Below are 17,772 nucleotides of genomic sequence, written 5' to 3' on the forward strand. Positions count from 1 at the left end.
GTCTGCCAGGTCGACGACGACGGCCCGGGTTTCCCCGTCGGGCAGGTGTCCGACCAGTCGCCGCTGCGGGCCGGCGGGCGTGGCCTCCGGCTCGTCCGGCAACTCACCGACTCGTTGACCATCACTCCCCGGACGCCCGGCACATCCGTGCGGGTCCGGCTCTCCCTCGCTGGCGGGCTCTCCACGAAGACACCCAGCCCGCCACTGACGCCTTGACCTCGTCGCGCCGATGAAACGCGCACCCTGTCATGATGGGACGCGCCGAAAAGTAGAGTGACGGCGGTAGATGTGGTTGTTCGGACCGACGTACACTGCGCGCGTGACGGGGAAGATCCCGGACGGTCCCCGGCGTGGCAGACGCCGGGAGGAGCCGACCATGGCCGCGATCGCCCGTCTCGCCGGGGTTTCGGCGCCGACGGTGTCCCGGGTCCTCAACGGCCGTTCCGGGGTGGCGTCGGAGACCCGTCGGCAGGTGGCGGCGCTGCTTCGTGAGCACGGCTATCGCCGGCCGAGCGCGGCGGATCCGGCACCGAGCGTCGAGGTGGTGTTCTACGGGCTGGAGAGTCACCTGGCGGTCTCGATCCTGCGCGGGGTGGAGGAGGTCGTCCGGCAGCAGGACTTCGCGGTCGGTTTCACCGATGTGTTGAGCCGGGCGGTGACGCAACATTCCTGGGCCGAGCAGCTTCTGGCCCGCCGGCCGGTCGGGGTGATCGCCGCGCACTCGTACTTCACCGCGCAGGAGTACGCCGTGCTGGCCGCCGGTGGGATACCACTGGTGGCGCTCGACCCGTCCGGGGTGCCGCCGGACGCGGTCCCGTCGGTGGGGGCCGCGAACTGGAGCGGCGGGATCGCCGCCGCCCGGCACCTGCTGGAGTTGGGGCATCGGCGGATCGCCGTCATCGGTGGGCCCGCACGGTCCCTGATCGCCCGGGCCCGGTTGGAGGCCTGCCGGGCGGCACTGGACGCCGCCGGGGTGCCACTGGAGGAGCGGTTCCTGCGCACCGGACGGTTCTTCTTCGAGGACGGTCTGGAGTTCGGACGTGACCTGTTGACCTCGCCGGACCCGCCGACGGCGGTGCTCTGCGGCAACGACCTGCAGGCCCTCGGGGTCTACGAGGCGGCCCGGCAGGCCGGGCTGACCATCCCGGACGACCTGAGCGTGGTCGGGTTCGACGACCTGGAGTACACCCGGTGGTGCGGGCCGCCGATGACCACCGTGCGGCAGCCGTTCGAGGAGATGGGCGCCACCGCCGCGACGCTGGTCCTGGCGTTCGCCGCGGGCGAGCCACCCAGCCAGACCCGCGTCGAACTCCCGACCACACTGGTCATCCGCGCCAGCACCGGACCACCACCCCGACACTGAACGGCGTCCCTCGGCATCCACCAGTCCGCTCCACTGCTTGCCAGGCATTCGTTCTGGGGGCGCCGTCTTAAGTCGGCCTTATTTTCCGCCCAAGGACGGCAGAGATCTTGTCGGTCGCCGCCATCATTCGGAATGGCAGTCGAGTATTCATCTGATTACTCAGCGAAAGATCTCTTTTAATCATCCGTCTGTGGAGGAATACATGATCGCCTATTCGAAGTGGTTGTCCGGGGCAGCCGGCGTAAGCCTGCTCGCGGCGCTGCTGATCGGTGGCGGCGGCGTCGCGTCCGGCACCTCCCCCCGCGTGCCGGCCGACCGGCTCAGCCCCGCACCCGCCGCACTCGTGCCGCCGGCCGGGAACGTCCTGTCCGCCGTCTACCTGGCCAAGGGAGTCCAGGTCTACCAGTGCACGAGCGGTGCGTGGACATTCGTGGAGCCGGCGGCGGCCCTGACGGGCCTCGGCCGCGCCGGACTGCGGACCGCGGTGCACTTCCGGGGGCCGAGTTGGGAATCCACCAGGGACGGCTCCCTGGTGGAGGCGAGGGCGGTGGCCTCGTCGCCAGTCGCTGGAAGCATCCCGGAGCTGCTCCTACAGGCCACCCGCAACCGTGGGGAGGGCGACTTCGGCGCGGTGACGTACCTACAGCGACTGGCCACCGGTGGCGGCGCCGCACCGACCGGGGTCTGCGTCGACGGCGCCACGACCGGCGTGTCGTACCGCGCCGAGTACCGTTTCTTCGTCGCCGGCTGACCCGGCCGTACCCTGAGCGGGCCGAGCGGAAACGTCCTTGCCCCACAGAGCGGATCCAGCAAACCTGAATCTGCCGGGCGCTGCTCCGGGTCAGCCACGGCAGAGGCGGGAGGATCGCGGTGCATCCGTTGCGGGCGGGCCATCAGCGGGGAATCTGCTGCCTCGTGGCCGCCGCCGGCTACGGCAAGACCACCGCGCTGCGCCGCTGGTTCCCCCGCGAGGCCGCCCGGTGGTACGGAGGCGACGACGCGCCGCTGCACCAGCTCGTCACCGACGCCGTCACGGCCGGCGACCGGCTGATCGTCGTCGACGACCTGCCGCAGACGTCGGCGGAGGAGCTGCACCCGCTGCTGGACGAGGTCGAGCGGTGGGAGCACGACGTGACCGTCGTACTCGCCTCGCGGTGGCCACTGCCGCCGCCGGCCGCCCGCTGGCTCGGCAGTGGCCTGTGGACCGAGCCGGGCCCGGCCGACCTGGCACTCAGCCCGGAACGGATCGCCGACCTGCTCACCGACGAGTACGGCCTGTCCGACCCCGAACTCGCCGACCGGCTGTACGCGGCGACCGGCGGCTGGCCGGCGCTCGTCCACCTGTCCGCCGAGACCCTACGCCTGGACGGGGTGCCGCCCGGTCCGCTGGCTCCGGCCCTGACCGAGCCCGGCGGTCCGATCGCCCGGTACGTCGCCGACGAGGTGCTCGGGGCGCTGCCGACGGAGGTGACCCGGCTGCTCCGCCAGGTCGGCGAGCTGTCGCCGGTGAGTGCGGATCTGTGTCGTGCGCTCGGCCATCGCGGTGCCCCGCGAGTCGTCGACCTGTTGCGCCGCACCGGCCTGCTGACCCGGCCCGCCTGGTCGGCAGCCAGCCCCGGCGCGCCGCCCCCGGAGGAGCACGTCGTACCGGTGATCTTCGAGGTTGCCCGGCACGGGCATCGGCGACCACCCGCCAGCCGTACCGTCGGCACGGCCGCTGCCGCCGCCGCGTGGTACGACGAACACGGTCCGCCGGTCGCCGCCGCCCGGGCGTACCTGCGGGCCGGGGACCATGCGCGGTGCGCCCGGGTGCTCGACGTGCACGGAGACCGGATGATCGCGGCGGGTCGGTCCCAGGCCGTGACCGAACTGGTCCCAGAACTGCCGGAACAGCATCGCGGCCGGCGGCTGCGCCTGCTGCTCGGCGACGCGCTGCGCACCCTGGGCAACCTGGGCGCGGCCAGCCGGGAGTACGACGCCGCGGCCGCCGCCGAGCCTGGCTGGGACGCCGGCCTCGCCTGGCGGATGGGTCGGATCCACTACCAGCGGGGCGATGCCCGCGCGGCGCTGGAGACACTCGAACGGCGGCCGGCCCAGTCCGCTCCGCCAGCCGATCGGGCACTGCTGCTGGCCTGGACCGCACACGCCCACCTGCTGGCCGGCGACACCGACGCCGCCACCCGGTACGCGCGGCGGGCACTGGCCGTCGCCACCGACGCGGGGCAGGACAGCGTCCTGGCCACCACGCACCTCAGCGTCGCACTGTGCCTCAGCGTGGCCGGCGACATGGCGGGGAGCGAGGAGCACTACGCCCTGGCGTTGCCGATCGCGGAACGCACCGGCGACGTCCTGCTGCTCACCCGGATCTACACCAACCGCACGCACCAGTTCCTGCGTACCGGCCGGTTCGTCGACGGGCTGGCGATGGCCGAGCAGTCGGCCCGGTACGCCGCGCTGGCCGGAGCGCCAAGCCTGCGCGCGATGGCGATGAGCAACGAGGCGGAAGCGCTGGCGATGCTCGGCCGGTACGACGAGGCGGTGAAGCGGTACGAGACGGCACTGGCGCACTATCAGCGCAACGGCTCCCGCCGGTTCACCTACGCACTGCTCGGACTGGGTGACCTGTACCGCCGCCGGGGTTGGCGGGAACAGGCCCGCGCCGCGTACGAGGAGACGGTCCGGGTCACCGAGGAGACCGGCAACGCCCACGTCCTGGTGCCCGCGCTCGCCGGGCTGGCCCTGGTACGACTCGACGACGATGCCAAGGCTGCGGCGATGCACGCCGAACAGGCCGCCCGGGACGCCGCGAACGAGATCGTCGTGCCGGCGCTGCTGGCCCAGGGTTGGGTCGCACTCCGGATGACCGCGCCCGACCGGGCCGCCACGCTGGCCGAGGAGGCGGCCCGGATCGCGCGAGCCCAGGCCGACCGGGCCGGGCTGGCCGACGCGCTCGAACTGCGGGCCGCTACCGAACAGGACCTCGACCGGGCCCGCGAGGCGCTGCGCGAGGCGTACGCGATCTGGAGCCGGGCCGGGGCGGCGGTCGAAGCGGCCCGCATCCGCGTCGTACTCGGGCAGTTGCCCGGAGCCGGCATCGACGACCGGTTGGGCGGGCTGCTCGCGGCCGAACAGCTCGCCCTCGCCGGCGCCCTGGTGGATCGGGCGGCGAGCATGTCCGGCGGACGGGCCCCCGGCGCCGGGCCGGTCTACCAGACGGTCGTGATCCAGGCCCTCGGCCGGTTCGAGGTGCACCTCGACGGCCAACCCGTCCCCGCCTCGCAGTGGCAGTCACGCAAGGCGCGCGACCTGGTACGGATCCTGGTCGCCCGGCGCGGTCGCCCGGTGCCCCGGGGCGAGCTGTGCGAACTGCTCTGGCCGGACGACGATCCGGAACGCACCGGGCACCGGCTGTCGGTCCTGCTCTCGATCGTCCGTGGGGTCCTCGATCCGACGAAGAGGTTCGCCCCCGACCATTTCCTCGTCGCCGACCAGTCGTGCATCGCGCTCGACATCAGCCGGGTGCGGGTGGATGTCGAGGAGTTCCTCGCCCACGTCGCGCACGCCCGTCGGCTGGTGGAACGGGGCGCGCTGGCGGAGGGGCGGACGGTGCTGCTGGCCGCCGAACGCCAGTACCGCGCCGACGCGTTCGAGGACGAGCCGTACGCCGACTGGTCCGGTCCACTGCGTGAGGAGGCGCGGGCGGCGTACCTCAGCCTGTTGCGGGTGCTGGCCCAGACCAGCCAGGCCACGTCCGGCCCGACGGCGGCGGTGGAGTACCTGCTGCGGCTGCTGGAACGGGACCCGTACGACCAGCCGGCACACCGGGCACTGGTCCGCGCGCTGGTGGCCGGCGGCCAGCACGGTGAGGCACGCCGGGCCTTCACCCGGTACCGCGACGCGATGCGCGCCATCGGGGTACGCCTGCCGGACGAACTCGTCCTCGTGCCGAGCCGGCCGGGCCAGCAGCCACCGGTACCGGGTCGCCGCCGCCCGCCAGCCCCTGACAACCGGTCGGAACCGACGACCGGCCGGTCCCGGTAGCCCGCCGGACTGCTGTTGCCGGCGGGATCCGGTGACCGGCCGGGTCGATGACCGGCGGTTGACGGCAGGTCAGTGGAAGGCCGCCATGAGCAGGCCGGACACGGTGACCGAGCCGTCGCCGTCCTCGTCCGCGCCCGCATCGGCGACGCCGGCCCGGCCGGCACCGACGGCGGCGGCCGGAAGCTGGCTCGCCTGGACGGCCTCGGCGCCCGCCAGGCGAAGGTTCAGGCTGGGCACCAGCGCGCTGAGGAAGAACTCTCCCGAGCCCACCACGCTGGCACCGATGCCGTACACGTGTTGGTCCGGGTCGGGATCCTCGGTGACGGCGACCTTCGGCCAGGTGCCGTCGTAGGCGCTGCTCGCCTCGACGCGAACTCCGGGCGGTCCCGTCGGCTGGGTGGGCTCCTTGCAGACCCCGAAGGCGGTGAGGCTCTCCGGCTCGGCGCCACCCGTGTGCGCCCGCACACCCCCAAGCCCGGGCCCGAAGGCGACCTCGTCGACGTACGTCTGATCCACCGATCCCTCGAACCGGAAGCCGGTGCCGACCAGGTGGGTCTGGTCCGGACAGCTCACCTCCGCCGTCGACGCCGACTCGACAGTGGTCGCCGCCCGCACCGGCGGGCTCGTGGACGTGTCGCAGACCGCGAACGCCATCAACGACCAGTCACCCTCGAACCCGGTCCGGGCCGTCGCGGAGACGGTCACGTGGGTCAGCGCCGAGTTGGGCACCATCGCGGTCAGCACCACACCTCCGTCCCCGTCCACGACCCGGGCGCCCGCGGCAAAGACCGACCTCGCCCCCGTGCACTCCGCCACAACGATCTTGGTCGCACTGTCGTCGCTCTCGCTGACCTCCTCGACCCGTACCGGTGCGAGTCCCCCCGCCCGGGCCGCCCCGTCCGGCACGACGACAAGCCCCGCCGTACCCAGTGCCACGGCGACCGCGCCAGCCGCCGTACGCCGCCCGATGTTCGCAGTACGCATTCCACTCCCCCACTCCTCGCCGCCCCCGTACGGGGCGGCCACCACGAAGTTTCCGAACGAACCTCAGGGTGGCGTCATGGTGCGGGGTGCCCCGCGCACCGCCGGGCCGCCACCCGGAGCGAGCCCTGAGGTGACCCTGAGCCGCCGGCCGAAACTCGATGCCAGGAAGCCACGGGAGGCCGGGGCGGAACAGAGGAGAGAAAAATGCGGGGTAGCAAAGCAGCGCTACGGATCCTGGTGTTGGCCGTGGTGTGCGCAGTCGGGCTGATCAGTGCGAGCCCGGCGCAGGCGGCGGTGGAGCGGACCGACCGGTTCTCCATCGTCGACGAGGGGCATGACCTCGGCGACGGCGACCTGAACGGCTGGGGCAGGCCCAGTGCGGACGCCCGGCTGGAGTGGAACCTCGTCGCCGGCAGGTGGGAGCCCCGGCTCCTCGGACGACTCTTTCTCAACAACGCCAACGGCGAGTGCATCCGGATCCAGATGGTCGCCATCTACCAGAACGGCGTGACGACGACCCACTCCGACGGCCGGTCCGAGTTCTGCGCACCGAACGGGCGGACCTGGTACAGCGAGGTCGACTTCACACCGGTCAGCTCTGCGTACGTCGCCAGTGTCCACTTCCGGCTCCAGAGCGCGCCGGCGGGAGGCTGGACGTTCTCGACCGAGGCGCAGTCGGTGCCGTACCTCGCACCGTGGTGGCTGCCGTGACGGTACGGACGCTGCCGCTGTGATCGACGGGGGCGCAGGGCCGGACGGCCCTGCGCCCCGCCGGTCGCCGGTCAGGTACCGGTCACCGCGAGCTGATCAACGGTCCGGAGACGACCTTCCCGCTGACGGTGAACTCCGTGTACGCCCAGTGCTCGACGTTCGGCAGCGTCGCCGTCGGCGTCACCGTGACGGTGTAGTAGTTCCCACGCACGAGGTTCGTGCTCGGGTTGCCGGCGGAATCGGTGACCCGAACCGTCGCGCCGGTGTAGGCGCCGTTGCGGGCCAGGACCGTGGCGGCGAACTGGTAGCTGACCGTCGCCCCCGCCGTCGCGCCGCGCTGCGCGTGCACGTACGCGGTGTACGTGCCGGCCGCCGGCAGATAGAGCACTCCTCGTTCGTTGCTGCTCCAGTAGTCGAGGCTCTGGCTGACCAGCTTGCCGTTCTGGTAGACGTACAGATCGAGATTGGTGCTGCCGGAACCCGACAACTGGACGATCAGACCGGCCGAACCCGTGGGGACGGTGATGCTGTGCGTCCGTATGTTGTCCCCCGTCCGGTCGAAGAACGTCGACGGGTACGCCGTGGACAGGCTGGCGCTGCTCCAGGACACCGACCTGTAGCCGGTGGTGCGGGTGCTCACCTGCCCGCTGAAACCCGCTGGAAACATCATCTGCCCGAACGTGCCCGTCCAGCCGTACTGGTTCGGCGCGTCGGTGTCGTCCTGGGTCCTCGGGTTGAAGCCCCATGGCCTCGCCGCCACGGTGATCCGAACCGAGTGCGTCGAGCTGGCCCAGGTGATGGCACCCGTGGTGTACCGGTCGAAGGGCGCCGAGCCGCGGTCGATGGTGATCGCGACGGTGACCGAGTTGCCCGGTGCGACGGTGATGGTCGACGGGTTCGTGGTGACCGTCATGCCGCTCAGGCCGGAGACGCTGGGCTGATATGTCTCCTGCGTGCTGCCGACGTTGGTGAATCTGCGGTTCACGGTCAACGTGCGCGTTCCGTCGTACTCCCGCAACGCGATCGACGGCAGGTTGAGTTCCTTGCCGTCCGGCGAGGTGGCATCCCGGAACGCGGTCAGCTCGGTCGCCGACGGCGTCACGACCAGGCCGGGGTCGTTGGCCCGGGTCGGGTCGGGCATCCCGCTACCCTGTTTCAACGGGCTGCTGGTTCCCGCCGTATCGGTCGCGGTGGTCCGCAGTGCCGAGGCGATCGTGCCGGGCGACCAGCCGGAGTGCAGCCCCTTCAGGATGGCGGCCATTCCGGCGACGTGCGGTGCGGCCATCGAGGTGCCCGAGTACGCATCGAAGTTGCGGCCGTCGTTGCCGGGCGGCGCCACGGCCGCGATCACGTCGGTGCCCTGGGCCGCCAGGTCGGGCTTCTGGAGCCCGGTGTGGACCTGGTCCGGCCCGTACGAGGAGAAGTTGGCCACGCTCGGCACGCCCAGGCTCGAACCGTCACCGCCGTTCGACAAGATGACCGTGCCGTCGGTCGGGCGCCGTTGCAGGTAGGTGAGGAGCGGTCCGGCCTGCTCGCGGTTCCATAGACTGATCGTCGGGAAGTTGTAGAAGTTGCTGACCCGCTTGACGTCGACATCGTTGAACAGGATCGCCGCGGCGCCGCCCTTGGCCTTCACCTCTTTGACGGCGTCGAACTTGTCGGTGTAGTTGCAGGCGACGACCTTGCCCTGCACCTTCGTCGCGTCGAGGGATCCCGCCTGGCAGTTGGTGTTGCCGTCCGTCGACGCCTGGCCGGCGTAGATCAGTGGCTTCGCCGTACCGCCGGGCAACAGGTCCAGCGACGTCCCGACGATCGTCCGCCCGTCGCCGAGCCGCATCGTGGCCTCGCGGGCGTTGGTGATCGCCGCACCCACCGTGGTGACCCAGGGGTAGGTGTTGCTGATGGTGGCGGACTTTCCGTCGTTGCCCGCGGCGGCGGCCACGAACACCCCCGCCAGGTGGGCATTGAGGAACGCGTTGCCGATGGCGTCGTTGGGGACGTAGTCCCCGCCGTCGTAGCCGACGGAGTAGTTGATCACCTGCACGCCGTCGACGACCGCGGCGTCGATCGCCGCGATGATGTCGGCGTCCGTGCCGCCGCCGTCCCACAGCGCCTTGTACACCGCGATCTGCGCGTCCGGCGCCACTCCCGCGATGGGACCGAAGTCGCGGCCGTTGACCACGGTGCTCTGGACGGGCTGTCCGGCCGCCGTCGAGGCGGTGTGGGACCCGTGCCCGAGCACGTCGCGGGCCGAGAGGATCTCGTTGGCGGGGAGTGATCCGTACTGGGCCAGGTAGTCGGTGGCGAAGTGCCGGGCACCGACGATCTTGCCGTTGCAGGCGGACGCGGCGAACTGGTCACCGGTCTGGCAGGTGCCGTGCCAGCCGGGCGGCGCCGACATCGATCTGGCGAACGACGCGCTCTCCGGCCAGATTCCAGAGTCGATCACACCGATCACGACGCCGGCGCCGGTCCCGGGGGCGGCCAACCTGGCCCGGGTCAGTGCCGGCCCGCCGCCGGTGTGCCGGCCGATCGCTTCGGGGAGCATCGATCGACCGGCATCGGTCCCGGTCCAGCCGGTCGACGGCGGTCGCGCGCCCGTCGGGCTCGTGGACTGTGCCCGGACCATGCGCGACTCGGTGACCGCCGCGACCCGCGGATCCTTCCGGAGCGCGGTGACCTGCTCCGGGGAGAGGGTCGCCGAGAAGCCGTTGAACGCCGTGGTGTACGTCTGGTCGGCGCGCAGGTCCATTGTGGTCAGCAATGCCGAGCGGGTGGCTGTCAGGTGGTCCCGGTACCGAGCTGCCGCGTCCGAGTGCGCATCGAACTTCTCCCCCAGTTTCGGGCGGGTGGCGGGGACCTTGTCCACCCCGCCGGTGTACGCCGCCACCGGCGGCTCGGCGAGCCGGACCACGTACCGGTCCGTCCTGGCGCTCTTTGTCGGGGCGGCGGGTCGACGCTCGGTGCCGCCGGTCAGGGAGACCGGCGCGGAGTCGTCCGCGAGCACCGGGGTCGAGTGGACGAGGCCCACGCCGGTCGCCAGCAGGAGGGTGACGAGCGGTGCTGCCACCCGAAGTTTCGAGGAATGGTTGACGGTAGCCACCTGGCTCCTTTCCAGATGCCGAACGGCATCCGAGACAACAGGACTACGCCAGGCGGAAGGGCAGAGTGATGTCCATCGAGTCCCCCGTGTAGTCATCAATTGATCGTGATGGTGCTACGGAACCCACGGCGTGTCCAAAATGTCCAACCGAACAAAGGAGCGAATGGCCGGGCAGGACAGAGCCGCTCCGGACGAGGCTCAGAACTTGGGAATGATCGCCGCGATGGCCGTGGCGAGGAGCGGACCGATGATCACCAGGCCGGACTGCAGCTCGCTGAGGGACGTGCGGTTGACGCCGAGGATCTCCTCCATCTTGATCCGGTCCTCCGCGGCGGCGACCAGGTCGGCCTTTGCCACGTGGGCGATGTCCGAGAACTCGTCCACGTACACCTGACAGCGACGACGCAGCAGGGTGGCCGCGGGTACGTGCATCAACGCGATGAGGATCGAACCGGCCGCGCCGATGACCAACGCGGTCGACTGGGGAATCTTCTCCGAACTGCCCCAACCGACGGCAGCGGCGCCGACCAGCACCATCATCAGCAGCAACGAGCCCATCATCTGCAACACCCGGGCCAGGATCCGGCGCAGCCGCATCAACGCGGCCAACTGCTCGCCGGGAGCGCCGGTGAGTCCCCGCATCGCGACGACCCGCAGGCCCGCGAGCGTCGCCCCGGCCGGCAACGCCCCGAGCACGACGATCGAGACGAACGCCAGGGACCGCCAGGTGAGCCCCCTGCCCAGGATGGCGTACGCCGTGAGGACGGCACCGACCACCAGTACCAGGAAGGCCAGCACCGCCGGGATGACCCGCCGTACCGGCACCCGCTGGATCTGTTGCAGGTCATGCCAGCGCGCGACGCCGGAGCCGATCGTCGATCCGCTCAACGCGCCGAGCACCCCGGCGACGGAGGCCCACAGGATCCACTGTGCACGGAACTGGGGCAGGTGACGGTCCGGGTTCGTGAAGGCCACCCAGAGCGCCAGCGCCGCGCCCGCCACCATCATCAGCGTACGCACCACGCGCGGCCAGCCTTTGAGACCCAGCGGGCGGGGCGTGGCCACCGGCGGCGCGGCGGTTGCCTCGTCGGAAGCGGTGGGCGCCGGCGCGGTCAGGGAGGCCTCCAGGGCGGTCATGGCAAGCGACTCTAGAGGATTTGCGATATCCCGACGGGACGGGCCACGGGTGGTTGTGACAGAACCATGACATGGAACGAACGGATTCCGCATACGGTCGATCCATCCTTGCCTGGTGCATCCGACATCTCCCTACCCGTCCGGGACGGCGCTCCGGTCGTCGGGCCGGTTCGCCGGTCGGCCCCCGGGCGGCCGGCTGCTCCGCGCCGCGCTCGGGTACCTGCTCGCGTTCGCGCTGACCGCTCTGGGGTTCGTCTGGACCGCCGCGGGGCAGCGCCTCGACGGCGGGCTGTTGCCCCGGGCCGAGCGGGGCGGCGGGTACGAGCAGCCGACCGACCTGGTGGAGCCGGCGAAGAACATCCTGTTCTGGTTCGGTGACCCGGCCGTACTGGGCCTCCTGCTCGTCGCGCTGCTGCTGCTGGGCGTGCTGGCCCGGCGGCGTTGGGCGGGGGTGACGGGCCTCGCCCTGGTCGGCACCACGGTGGTCGTCGCGAGCGTGGCCAAGCAGGCGATCCTCCGGCCGGATCTCGCGGTGGCCACCTCGACGACGCACAACAGCTTCCCCAGCGGCCACGTCGCGGTGGCGATGGCGCTGCTGCTCGCGGTCCTGCTCGTGCTCCCCGCGCCGGCCCGGTGGTGGTTCGCCGTCCCGGGCGCGGCGGGGGTCTCCGTCGTCGCGGCGGCCACGATGATCGCGGGTTGGCACCGGTTCAGTGACGTGTGCGGCGGGGTGCTGCTCGCGGCGGCGCTGTTCTGCCTGGCCGCCGCCCCGCTGGCCCGAACCCGCGACGGAGGTCGCCCCGGACCCGGACCCGCCGGTGTCCTGGTCGGGCTGCTCGGCCTGCTGGGCGGCGCATCCGTGCTCGGCCGGCTGGGCGGCGTGCCGCTGGTCGCCCCGGACGCGGCATCGTCCGGCACCGGAGGGCTGTTCGTCGCGATCACGGCCGGAAGTGGGCTCGTCGTCCTGGTCGTCGCCACCATCCTGGTTCTGGTGCGTTCGGCGGACTTCGTCGGCCCGGTGCCGGACCGCCGGGTGGACCCCGTCGAGGTGGACCCCGTCGACCCGGTTCCGGGGGCTGGCCGAGGACCGGAACCGGACAGCACGGCAGCGGACGGTCGATCGACGACCCAGGCCATGATCAATTGGGCAACTTCGGCTGGAATGCGATAGTTGGTGGCATGTCACGGGTGCTGTTGATCGAGGACCACCAGACGGTGCGCGAAGGCCTCCAACTGGCCCTGACCCGCCAGGGTCACACCGTGGACGCCGTGGCGACCGGCGAGCAGGGGCTGGCCCGGCTGCGCACGGACACCGCCGACGTCGTCGTCCTCGACCTCATGCTGCCCGGCATGGACGGGTTCGAGGTCTGCCGCCGGATCCGGTCCTCCGGCGACCTGCCGATCATCATGCTCACCGCCCGCAACGACGACATGGACGTGGTGGCCGGGCTGGAGGCCGGCGCCGACGACTACGTGGTCAAGCCGGTCCAGGCCCGGGTGCTGGAGGCGCGGATCCGCGCGGTGCTCCGGCGGACCGGCGGCGAGCCCCGGCAGTCCGGCACGGATCCGGCGGTGGAACGGCACGGCGACCTGACCATCGACCGGGCGGCGCTGGTGGTCAGCAAGACCGGGGTGCCGGTCAGCCTCGCCCCGACCGAACTGCGTCTGCTGCTCGAACTCTCCGGCACGCCCGGTCGGGTGCTGAGCCGCCAACAACTGCTGGAGGCGGTCTGGGAACACGGCTACCTCGGCGACTCGCGGCTGGTCGACGCCTGCGTGCAGCGGCTGCGGGCGAAGATCGAGGACGATACGGCGGCGCCGGTCTACGTGCAGACCGTCCGCGGCTTCGGCTACCGGTTCGGCCCGCTGTGAACGGCGGCCGGTGGCGTGGCCATGCCCCGCGGAGCGTCGCCGGTCCCCGGCGCGGTCAGGTCCCGTGGCGTCGACGGGAGTCGCCGTGAACCGGCCGTGGTGGCCGCCCGGACTACGGGTACGACTCCTGCTCGCCTTCGCGTCGCTCGGCCTGACCACGACGGCGGTGGTCGCCGGTGCCAGCTATGTCCAGGCCCGCGACGTGATCCTGCAACAGGCCCAGGACGCGGCCGTCGTCACGCTGACCGAACAGGTCGCCCAGCTCACCCCGATCCGGAGCCTGCCACCGAGCCAGGCCGACCTCGACGCGATCGCCGCGAAGCTGTCCAACCGCGACGACTCCGCGATCGCCGTCTACCAGGACCGGAGTTCCTCGCACGACCCGATCGCCGAGATACTGCCGCCGGAGTTGCGGGCGGAGGTACGGGGTGGCCGGGTCGTCTGGCAGCGGCAGTCCGAGCAGGGTCACCCGTACCTGGTGATCGGGACCCAACTGATGCTCACCGGGTCGGAAGGTACGCCGCGACCGTCCGGTCTGGAGGTCTACCGCCTGCACAGCCTGGTGCCCGAGCAGCGCAGCATCGACCGGCTCGCGACCCTGGCGTGGCTGACCGGGGGGCTGTCGCTGGCTTTCGCCGTGCTGCTCGCGCTCTTCGCCGCCCGGGGCGTGCTGCGGCCGGTCCGGGAACTCGGCGAGGCGGCCCGCCGACTCGGTGACGGGGACCTGACCACCCGGCTGACGGTCCACGGCTCCGACGAACTCGCCGGGGTGGCCCGCACCTTCAACTACACCGCGGAACGGCTGGAACGGCAGGTAGGTGAGCTGCGCCGGATGGAGGCCGACGCCCGGCGCTTCGTGGCCGACGTCTCGCACGAACTGCGTACGCCGCTGGCGGCGATGACCGCGGTCACCGACGTACTGGACGAGGAGGCGCCCCGGCTGCCCGGCGATGCCGGACGGGCCGCCCGGCTGGTCAGCCAGGAGACGCAGAACCTGACCCAACTCGTGACCGACCTCATCGAGGTCACCAGGTTCGACTCCGGCACAGCGGCACTCAACCTGGACGACGTCGACGTGGCCGCGGCGGTACGGGCAACGCTGCACGCCCGCGGCTGGACCGATCGGGTGGTGACCGACCTGCCGCCGGGCACGCTGGCCCGGCTCGACCCGCGCCGACTGGACGTGATCATGGCCAACCTGGTCGGCAACGCGCTGCGGCACGGCGCCCGGCCGGTGTCGGTACGGCTGCGTGCCGATCCGGACTGGATCGTCCTGTCGGTCAGCGACCGCGGCCCCGGCCTGGACCCGAGGGTGCTGCCACGGGTGTTCGACCGCTTCTACAAGGCGGACAGCGCCCGGAGCCGGTCCGAGGGCAGCGGCCTCGGTCTCGCCATCGCCTGGGAGAACGCGCGGCTGCACCGGGCCGACGCGGACCGGGGCAGCCTGGTGGCGGGCAACGATCCGGCCGGTGGAGCGGTGTTCACGCTCCGCCTGCCGCGCCGTTGCACGGATCCGTCGCCGCCGGCCGACCACCGACTCCTGGTCGATGGGAGACGTTCGTGACCGGTGGAGCCCGGCGACGCGCGCTGCCCGCCGCCCTCGCGCTGCTGATGATCCTCGCCGCCGGATGTGGCGTACGCCCCACCGGCGTCATCACCGGCGGTCCCGCCCCCGAGGGACCGGCCCGGAGCGTCACACTCTTCTTCGTGACGGACCACCATCTCGCGCTGGTGCTGCGTCCGAACACGCCGACGGCCTCGATCGACGACACGCTCGCGCTGCTGCTCGCCGGCCCGGACCCGACGGAACGGACGTTGGGCTACAGCACCGAGATCCCGGCGGACGCCGGACCGGCGGAGACGACCTCCGGCCCGTCCGGTACGACGGTGAACCTCTCCGGCGGTGTGACGGCGCTGTCGCCGACGGCGGTCGACCAGATCGTCTGCACCGTGCGGAACGCCATGCCGGACGGTGAGCCGACGGACGGCTCGGCCATGGTCACCCTCAGCGGCCCGGACGGGAGTCGGGGGCCACTGACCTGCTCGCCGCCGGAGTGCCCGGTCACGACGGACGGGCCGGACGGGGACGCGTCCGGTCAGCCCTGGTGTTCGCCGCCCACCGGCGAGCGCGCCTCGCCCCGGGCCACCACCCCCACCGGTGGCTGACCCCACGGGACGGCCGGTTCCGATACGGCCCGACGATTCGGGGCGGCGGATCACGGGACGGCGCCGACGCTCCGGGCGCCGGTGATCAGGATGTCGAGCAGCCTCGGAAAGGTGATGCCGGCTCGGGCCCAGATCTGCGGATACTGCGACGCGGCGGTGAAGCCGGGGAAGGTGTTGACCTCGTTGACCACCGGCTCACCCGGATCGCCGTCCCAGCCGGGATCCTCCCAGCCCGGATCGCCGTCGGAGTGCCCGATCGCGACGTCGGGGGCGGGGGCACGGGCCGGGGCAGGCTCGGGAAGGAAGAAGTCGACCCGGAGCAGTCCTCGGCAGCCGAGCGCGTGGAAGGCCCGGACCGCCCGGTCCTGCACCAGCCGGGTGGTCGCCGGATCGAGCGGGGCGGGGATGTGGAAGACCGCCCCGCCGTCGTACTTCGCGGCGTAGTCGAAGAAGGCGGCGGTGGCCGGGACCCTGATCTCCAGGGGTGGCCCGACCTCGACCCGTCCGTCCGGGTGCTGGAGCACGGCGACGTCGACCTCCCGGCCGGGTACCGCCCGTTCGACGAGGACCTTCTCGTCGGCGTCGCGGGCCATCCGGAGCGCCGCCGGCAGCTGCCACCACTGGTCGACCCGGGAGACCCCGAGACTGGAGCCGGCCCGGGCAGGTTTGACGAAGACCGGCAGGCCCACCCGGTCCTGGTCGGCCCGGGACAGGAACTCGCCGGGGCGCAGGGTCACCCCGGTCGCGACGCGCAGACCCTCGGCGTCGAGCAGCTTCTTGGTCACCGCCTTGTCCATACCGGCCGCGCTGGCGAAGACGCCGTTGCCGACGTAGGGAACGCCGAGCCAGTCCAGCATCGACTGGACGGTGCCGTCCTCGCCGTACGGGCCGTGCAGGGCCGGGAACACCACGTCCTGGGCGGCGAGCACGCGTAGCGCCGCCGGCAGCGTGCCCGGTACGCCGTCGACCTGCCACTGGCCGTCCCGACCGATAAGGACCTCGGTGACCCGGTAGGCGTCCCGGTCGAGGTGGGCGAGGATGCTCGCCGCCGAGCGGCGGGACACCTCGTGCTCGCCACTGCGCCCGCCGTACAGCACCGCCAGCCCGATACTCATTGCCTGCACCCCGCTTCGTTCCGTGCCGTCATGCGGCACATCCGCACTCGGTTCCCTGATTCGCTCGCCACGCCCACTCATGGGAGCGCCACGCCCACTCGTGGGATCGCCGGCTCTCCGGGTCGGTAGCGGCGGACCACCCGCGCCCCGATGCCGGTCAAGATCTCGTGTGGGCTGGTTCCGGCCCACGCCGCCCACTCCGCGACGGTCGGCCAGCCGCCGGCCGTCGCGCCCGCGTCGGAACCGGGGCCGAAGACCACCACCGGATCGCCGACCGCCACCGGCAGGTCCCCGGCATCGACCACACACTGGTCCATGGCGATCCGCCCGACGACCGGGCGCCGGGTGCCGCCAAGCCACACCTCGGCGCGCCCCTCGGCGGTCCGGGGCAGCCCGTCCGCGTAGCCGAGCGGCAGCAGGACCAGCGTGGTCGGCCGCCCGGTGACGTGGTCGGGACCGTAGGAGACGCCGGTGCCGGCCGGCACCCGCTTCACGTTCACCACCGTCGAGCGCAGGGTCATCGCGGCCGACAACCGGTACGCACCGGGCCCGGCCGCGCCGAACGGGTCGACGCCGTACAGGGCCAGGCCGATCCGGCAGAGGTCGTACCGGGTCGCCGGGGCGGCCAGTGCCGCGGCCGAATTCGCCAGGTGCACGAGATCCGGCCGCAGCCCGACTCGCCGGGCGATCCCCAACGCCTCCTCGAACACCGCCAGCTGGCGGTCGACGCCCGGACCGCCCGACGTCTCGGCGTCGGCCAGGTGCGACCAGACCCCGTGGACCCGGACGCCGCCCTCGACCTCGTACTTCCGGGCCCAGCTGACCAGGTCCGGCCAGTCGTGGCCGGCGGCGCCGTTGCGGGACAGTCCGGTGTCGGCCTTGAGCTGGACCGTGGCCGGCCGTCCGGACCGACCGGCGGCCTCGGCGATCGCGTGCAGGTGCGGCACGGTCGACACGCCGATGTCGACGTCCGCCGCGATCAGCCGGCCGAAGTCGTCGTCCGGCCGGTGCAGCCAGCTCAGGACGGGCGCGGTGAGGCCCGCCGCACGCAGGGCGAGCGCCTCGGCGGTCGAGGTCACCCCGAGCCAGCCGGCGCCGGCCGCCAGCGCGGCCCGCGCCACCGGCACCGCGCCGTGCCCGAACCCGTCGGCCTTCACCACCGCCATCAGGTCGGTGCCGGCGACCGCGGTGACCGTGTCCACGTTGGCCGCGACGGCCGCCAGCGCGACCTCGGCCTCGGCCAGCGCGCTCATCCGCGCCACCCCTGTGGTACGGCGGCC

14 protein-coding genes are annotated in these 17,772 nt (G+C 72.3%); 9 read left to right on the forward strand and 5 right to left on the reverse strand.

All coding sequences use genetic code 11. The annotated features are described in order from the left end of the window. The 4 genes from ACFP2T_RS08480 to ACFP2T_RS08495 form a co-directional block, all read left to right on the forward strand. Nucleotides 1-216, forward strand: a 216-nt coding sequence (locus ACFP2T_RS08480) for an ATP-binding protein (protein WP_377419418.1), incomplete at its 5' end; no start/stop codon positions are given. A gap of 103 nt (nucleotides 217-319) precedes the next feature. Continuing rightward, complete coding sequence (locus ACFP2T_RS08485) at nucleotides 320-1,363, forward strand: LacI family DNA-binding transcriptional regulator (RefSeq protein ID WP_377419420.1); 1,044 nt, start codon at nucleotides 320-322, stop codon at nucleotides 1,361-1,363. A gap of 202 nt (nucleotides 1,364-1,565) precedes the next feature. Beyond that, complete coding sequence (locus ACFP2T_RS08490; protein WP_377419422.1) at nucleotides 1,566-2,114, forward strand: DUF3455 domain-containing protein; 549 nt, start codon at nucleotides 1,566-1,568, stop codon at nucleotides 2,112-2,114. 119 nt (nucleotides 2,115-2,233) lie between these two features. Beyond that, nucleotides 2,234-5,404 carry a BTAD domain-containing putative transcriptional regulator gene (locus tag ACFP2T_RS08495; protein WP_377419424.1) on the forward strand — a complete coding sequence of 1,057 codons (3,171 nt, stop codon included), beginning with the start codon at nucleotides 2,234-2,236 and terminating at the stop codon, nucleotides 5,402-5,404. A gap of 69 nt (nucleotides 5,405-5,473) precedes the next feature. Here the strand turns inward: ACFP2T_RS08495 and ACFP2T_RS08500 are convergent, their stop codons facing one another. Then, the gene (locus ACFP2T_RS08500) at nucleotides 5,474-6,388 is read right to left on the reverse strand and encodes a hypothetical protein (protein WP_377419425.1); all 915 of its coding nucleotides are present in this window, start codon (nucleotides 6,386-6,388) and stop codon (nucleotides 5,474-5,476) included. Nucleotides 6,389-6,592: 204 nt separating this feature from the next. Between ACFP2T_RS08500 and ACFP2T_RS08505 the strand changes: the two genes are divergently transcribed. Then, nucleotides 6,593-7,099 (forward strand): hypothetical protein, encoded by a 507-nt coding sequence (locus ACFP2T_RS08505; RefSeq protein WP_377419427.1) that lies wholly within the window; start codon nucleotides 6,593-6,595, stop codon nucleotides 7,097-7,099. 82 nt (nucleotides 7,100-7,181) lie between these two features. Here the strand turns inward: ACFP2T_RS08505 and ACFP2T_RS08510 are convergent, their stop codons facing one another. Both ACFP2T_RS08510 and ACFP2T_RS08515 read right to left on the reverse strand, forming a co-directional pair. Continuing rightward, a complete protein-coding gene (locus tag ACFP2T_RS08510) occupies nucleotides 7,182-10,202 on the reverse strand; it encodes a S8 family serine peptidase (RefSeq protein WP_377419429.1) in 3,021 nt (1,006 codons plus the stop codon). Between the two features lie 198 nt (nucleotides 10,203-10,400). Continuing rightward, nucleotides 10,401-11,339: a hypothetical protein gene (locus tag ACFP2T_RS08515; protein ID WP_377419431.1), complete on the reverse strand. Its 939-nt coding sequence runs from the start codon at nucleotides 11,337-11,339 to the stop codon at nucleotides 10,401-10,403. 115 nt (nucleotides 11,340-11,454) lie between these two features. Between ACFP2T_RS08515 and ACFP2T_RS08520 the strand changes: the two genes are divergently transcribed. The 4 genes from ACFP2T_RS08520 (at nucleotide 11,455) to ACFP2T_RS08535 (ending at nucleotide 15,377) form a co-directional block, all read left to right on the forward strand. Continuing rightward, complete coding sequence (locus ACFP2T_RS08520) at nucleotides 11,455-12,510, forward strand: phosphatase PAP2 family protein (RefSeq protein ID WP_377419433.1); 1,056 nt, start codon at nucleotides 11,455-11,457, stop codon at nucleotides 12,508-12,510. 8 nt (nucleotides 12,511-12,518) lie between these two features. Then, nucleotides 12,519-13,211 carry a response regulator gene (locus tag ACFP2T_RS08525; RefSeq protein WP_377419435.1) on the forward strand — a complete coding sequence of 231 codons (693 nt, stop codon included), beginning with the start codon at nucleotides 12,519-12,521 and terminating at the stop codon, nucleotides 13,209-13,211. Between the two features lie 85 nt (nucleotides 13,212-13,296). Then, on the forward strand, nucleotides 13,297-14,775 hold the full coding sequence (locus ACFP2T_RS08530; protein ID WP_377419437.1) for an ATP-binding protein: 1,479 nt from the start codon (nucleotides 13,297-13,299) through the stop codon (nucleotides 14,773-14,775). Then, the gene (locus ACFP2T_RS08535; RefSeq protein ID WP_377419439.1) at nucleotides 14,772-15,377 is read left to right on the forward strand and encodes a hypothetical protein; all 606 of its coding nucleotides are present in this window, start codon (nucleotides 14,772-14,774) and stop codon (nucleotides 15,375-15,377) included. The genes ACFP2T_RS08530 and ACFP2T_RS08535 overlap by 4 nt, the downstream gene beginning before the upstream one ends. 50 nt (nucleotides 15,378-15,427) lie before the next feature. Here the strand turns inward: ACFP2T_RS08535 and ACFP2T_RS08540 are convergent, their stop codons facing one another. Continuing rightward, complete coding sequence (locus tag ACFP2T_RS08540; protein ID WP_377419441.1) at nucleotides 15,428-16,492, reverse strand: D-alanine--D-alanine ligase family protein; 1,065 nt, start codon at nucleotides 16,490-16,492, stop codon at nucleotides 15,428-15,430. 77 nt (nucleotides 16,493-16,569) lie between these two features. Beyond that, a complete protein-coding gene (alr, locus tag ACFP2T_RS08545) occupies nucleotides 16,570-17,745 on the reverse strand; it encodes an alanine racemase (RefSeq protein ID WP_377419947.1) in 1,176 nt (391 codons plus the stop codon). Nucleotides 17,746-17,772: the final 27 nt, after the last annotated feature.

Source organism: Plantactinospora solaniradicis (assembly GCF_042658085.1).
Classification (GTDB): Bacteria; Actinomycetota; Actinomycetes; order Mycobacteriales; family Micromonosporaceae; genus Plantactinospora; species Plantactinospora solaniradicis.

Coding starts and splice junctions, on each gene's coding strand:
- ACFP2T_RS08540 (WP_377419441.1), bottom strand. CDS start 16,492: ATGAGTATCGGGCTGGCGGTGCTGTACGGCGGGCGCAGTGGCGAGCAC.
- ACFP2T_RS08515 (WP_377419431.1), bottom strand. CDS start 11,339: ATGACCGCCCTGGAGGCCTCCCTGACCGCGCCGGCGCCCACCGCTTCC.
- alr (WP_377419947.1), bottom strand. CDS start 17,745: ATGAGCGCGCTGGCCGAGGCCGAGGTCGCGCTGGCGGCCGTCGCGGCC.
- ACFP2T_RS08490 (WP_377419422.1), top strand. CDS start 1,566: ATGATCGCCTATTCGAAGTGGTTGTCCGGGGCAGCCGGCGTAAGCCTG.
- ACFP2T_RS08505 (WP_377419427.1), top strand. CDS start 6,593: ATGCGGGGTAGCAAAGCAGCGCTACGGATCCTGGTGTTGGCCGTGGTG.
- ACFP2T_RS08525 (WP_377419435.1), top strand. CDS start 12,519: ATGTCACGGGTGCTGTTGATCGAGGACCACCAGACGGTGCGCGAAGGC.
- ACFP2T_RS08500 (WP_377419425.1), bottom strand. CDS start 6,388: ATGCGTACTGCGAACATCGGGCGGCGTACGGCGGCTGGCGCGGTCGCC.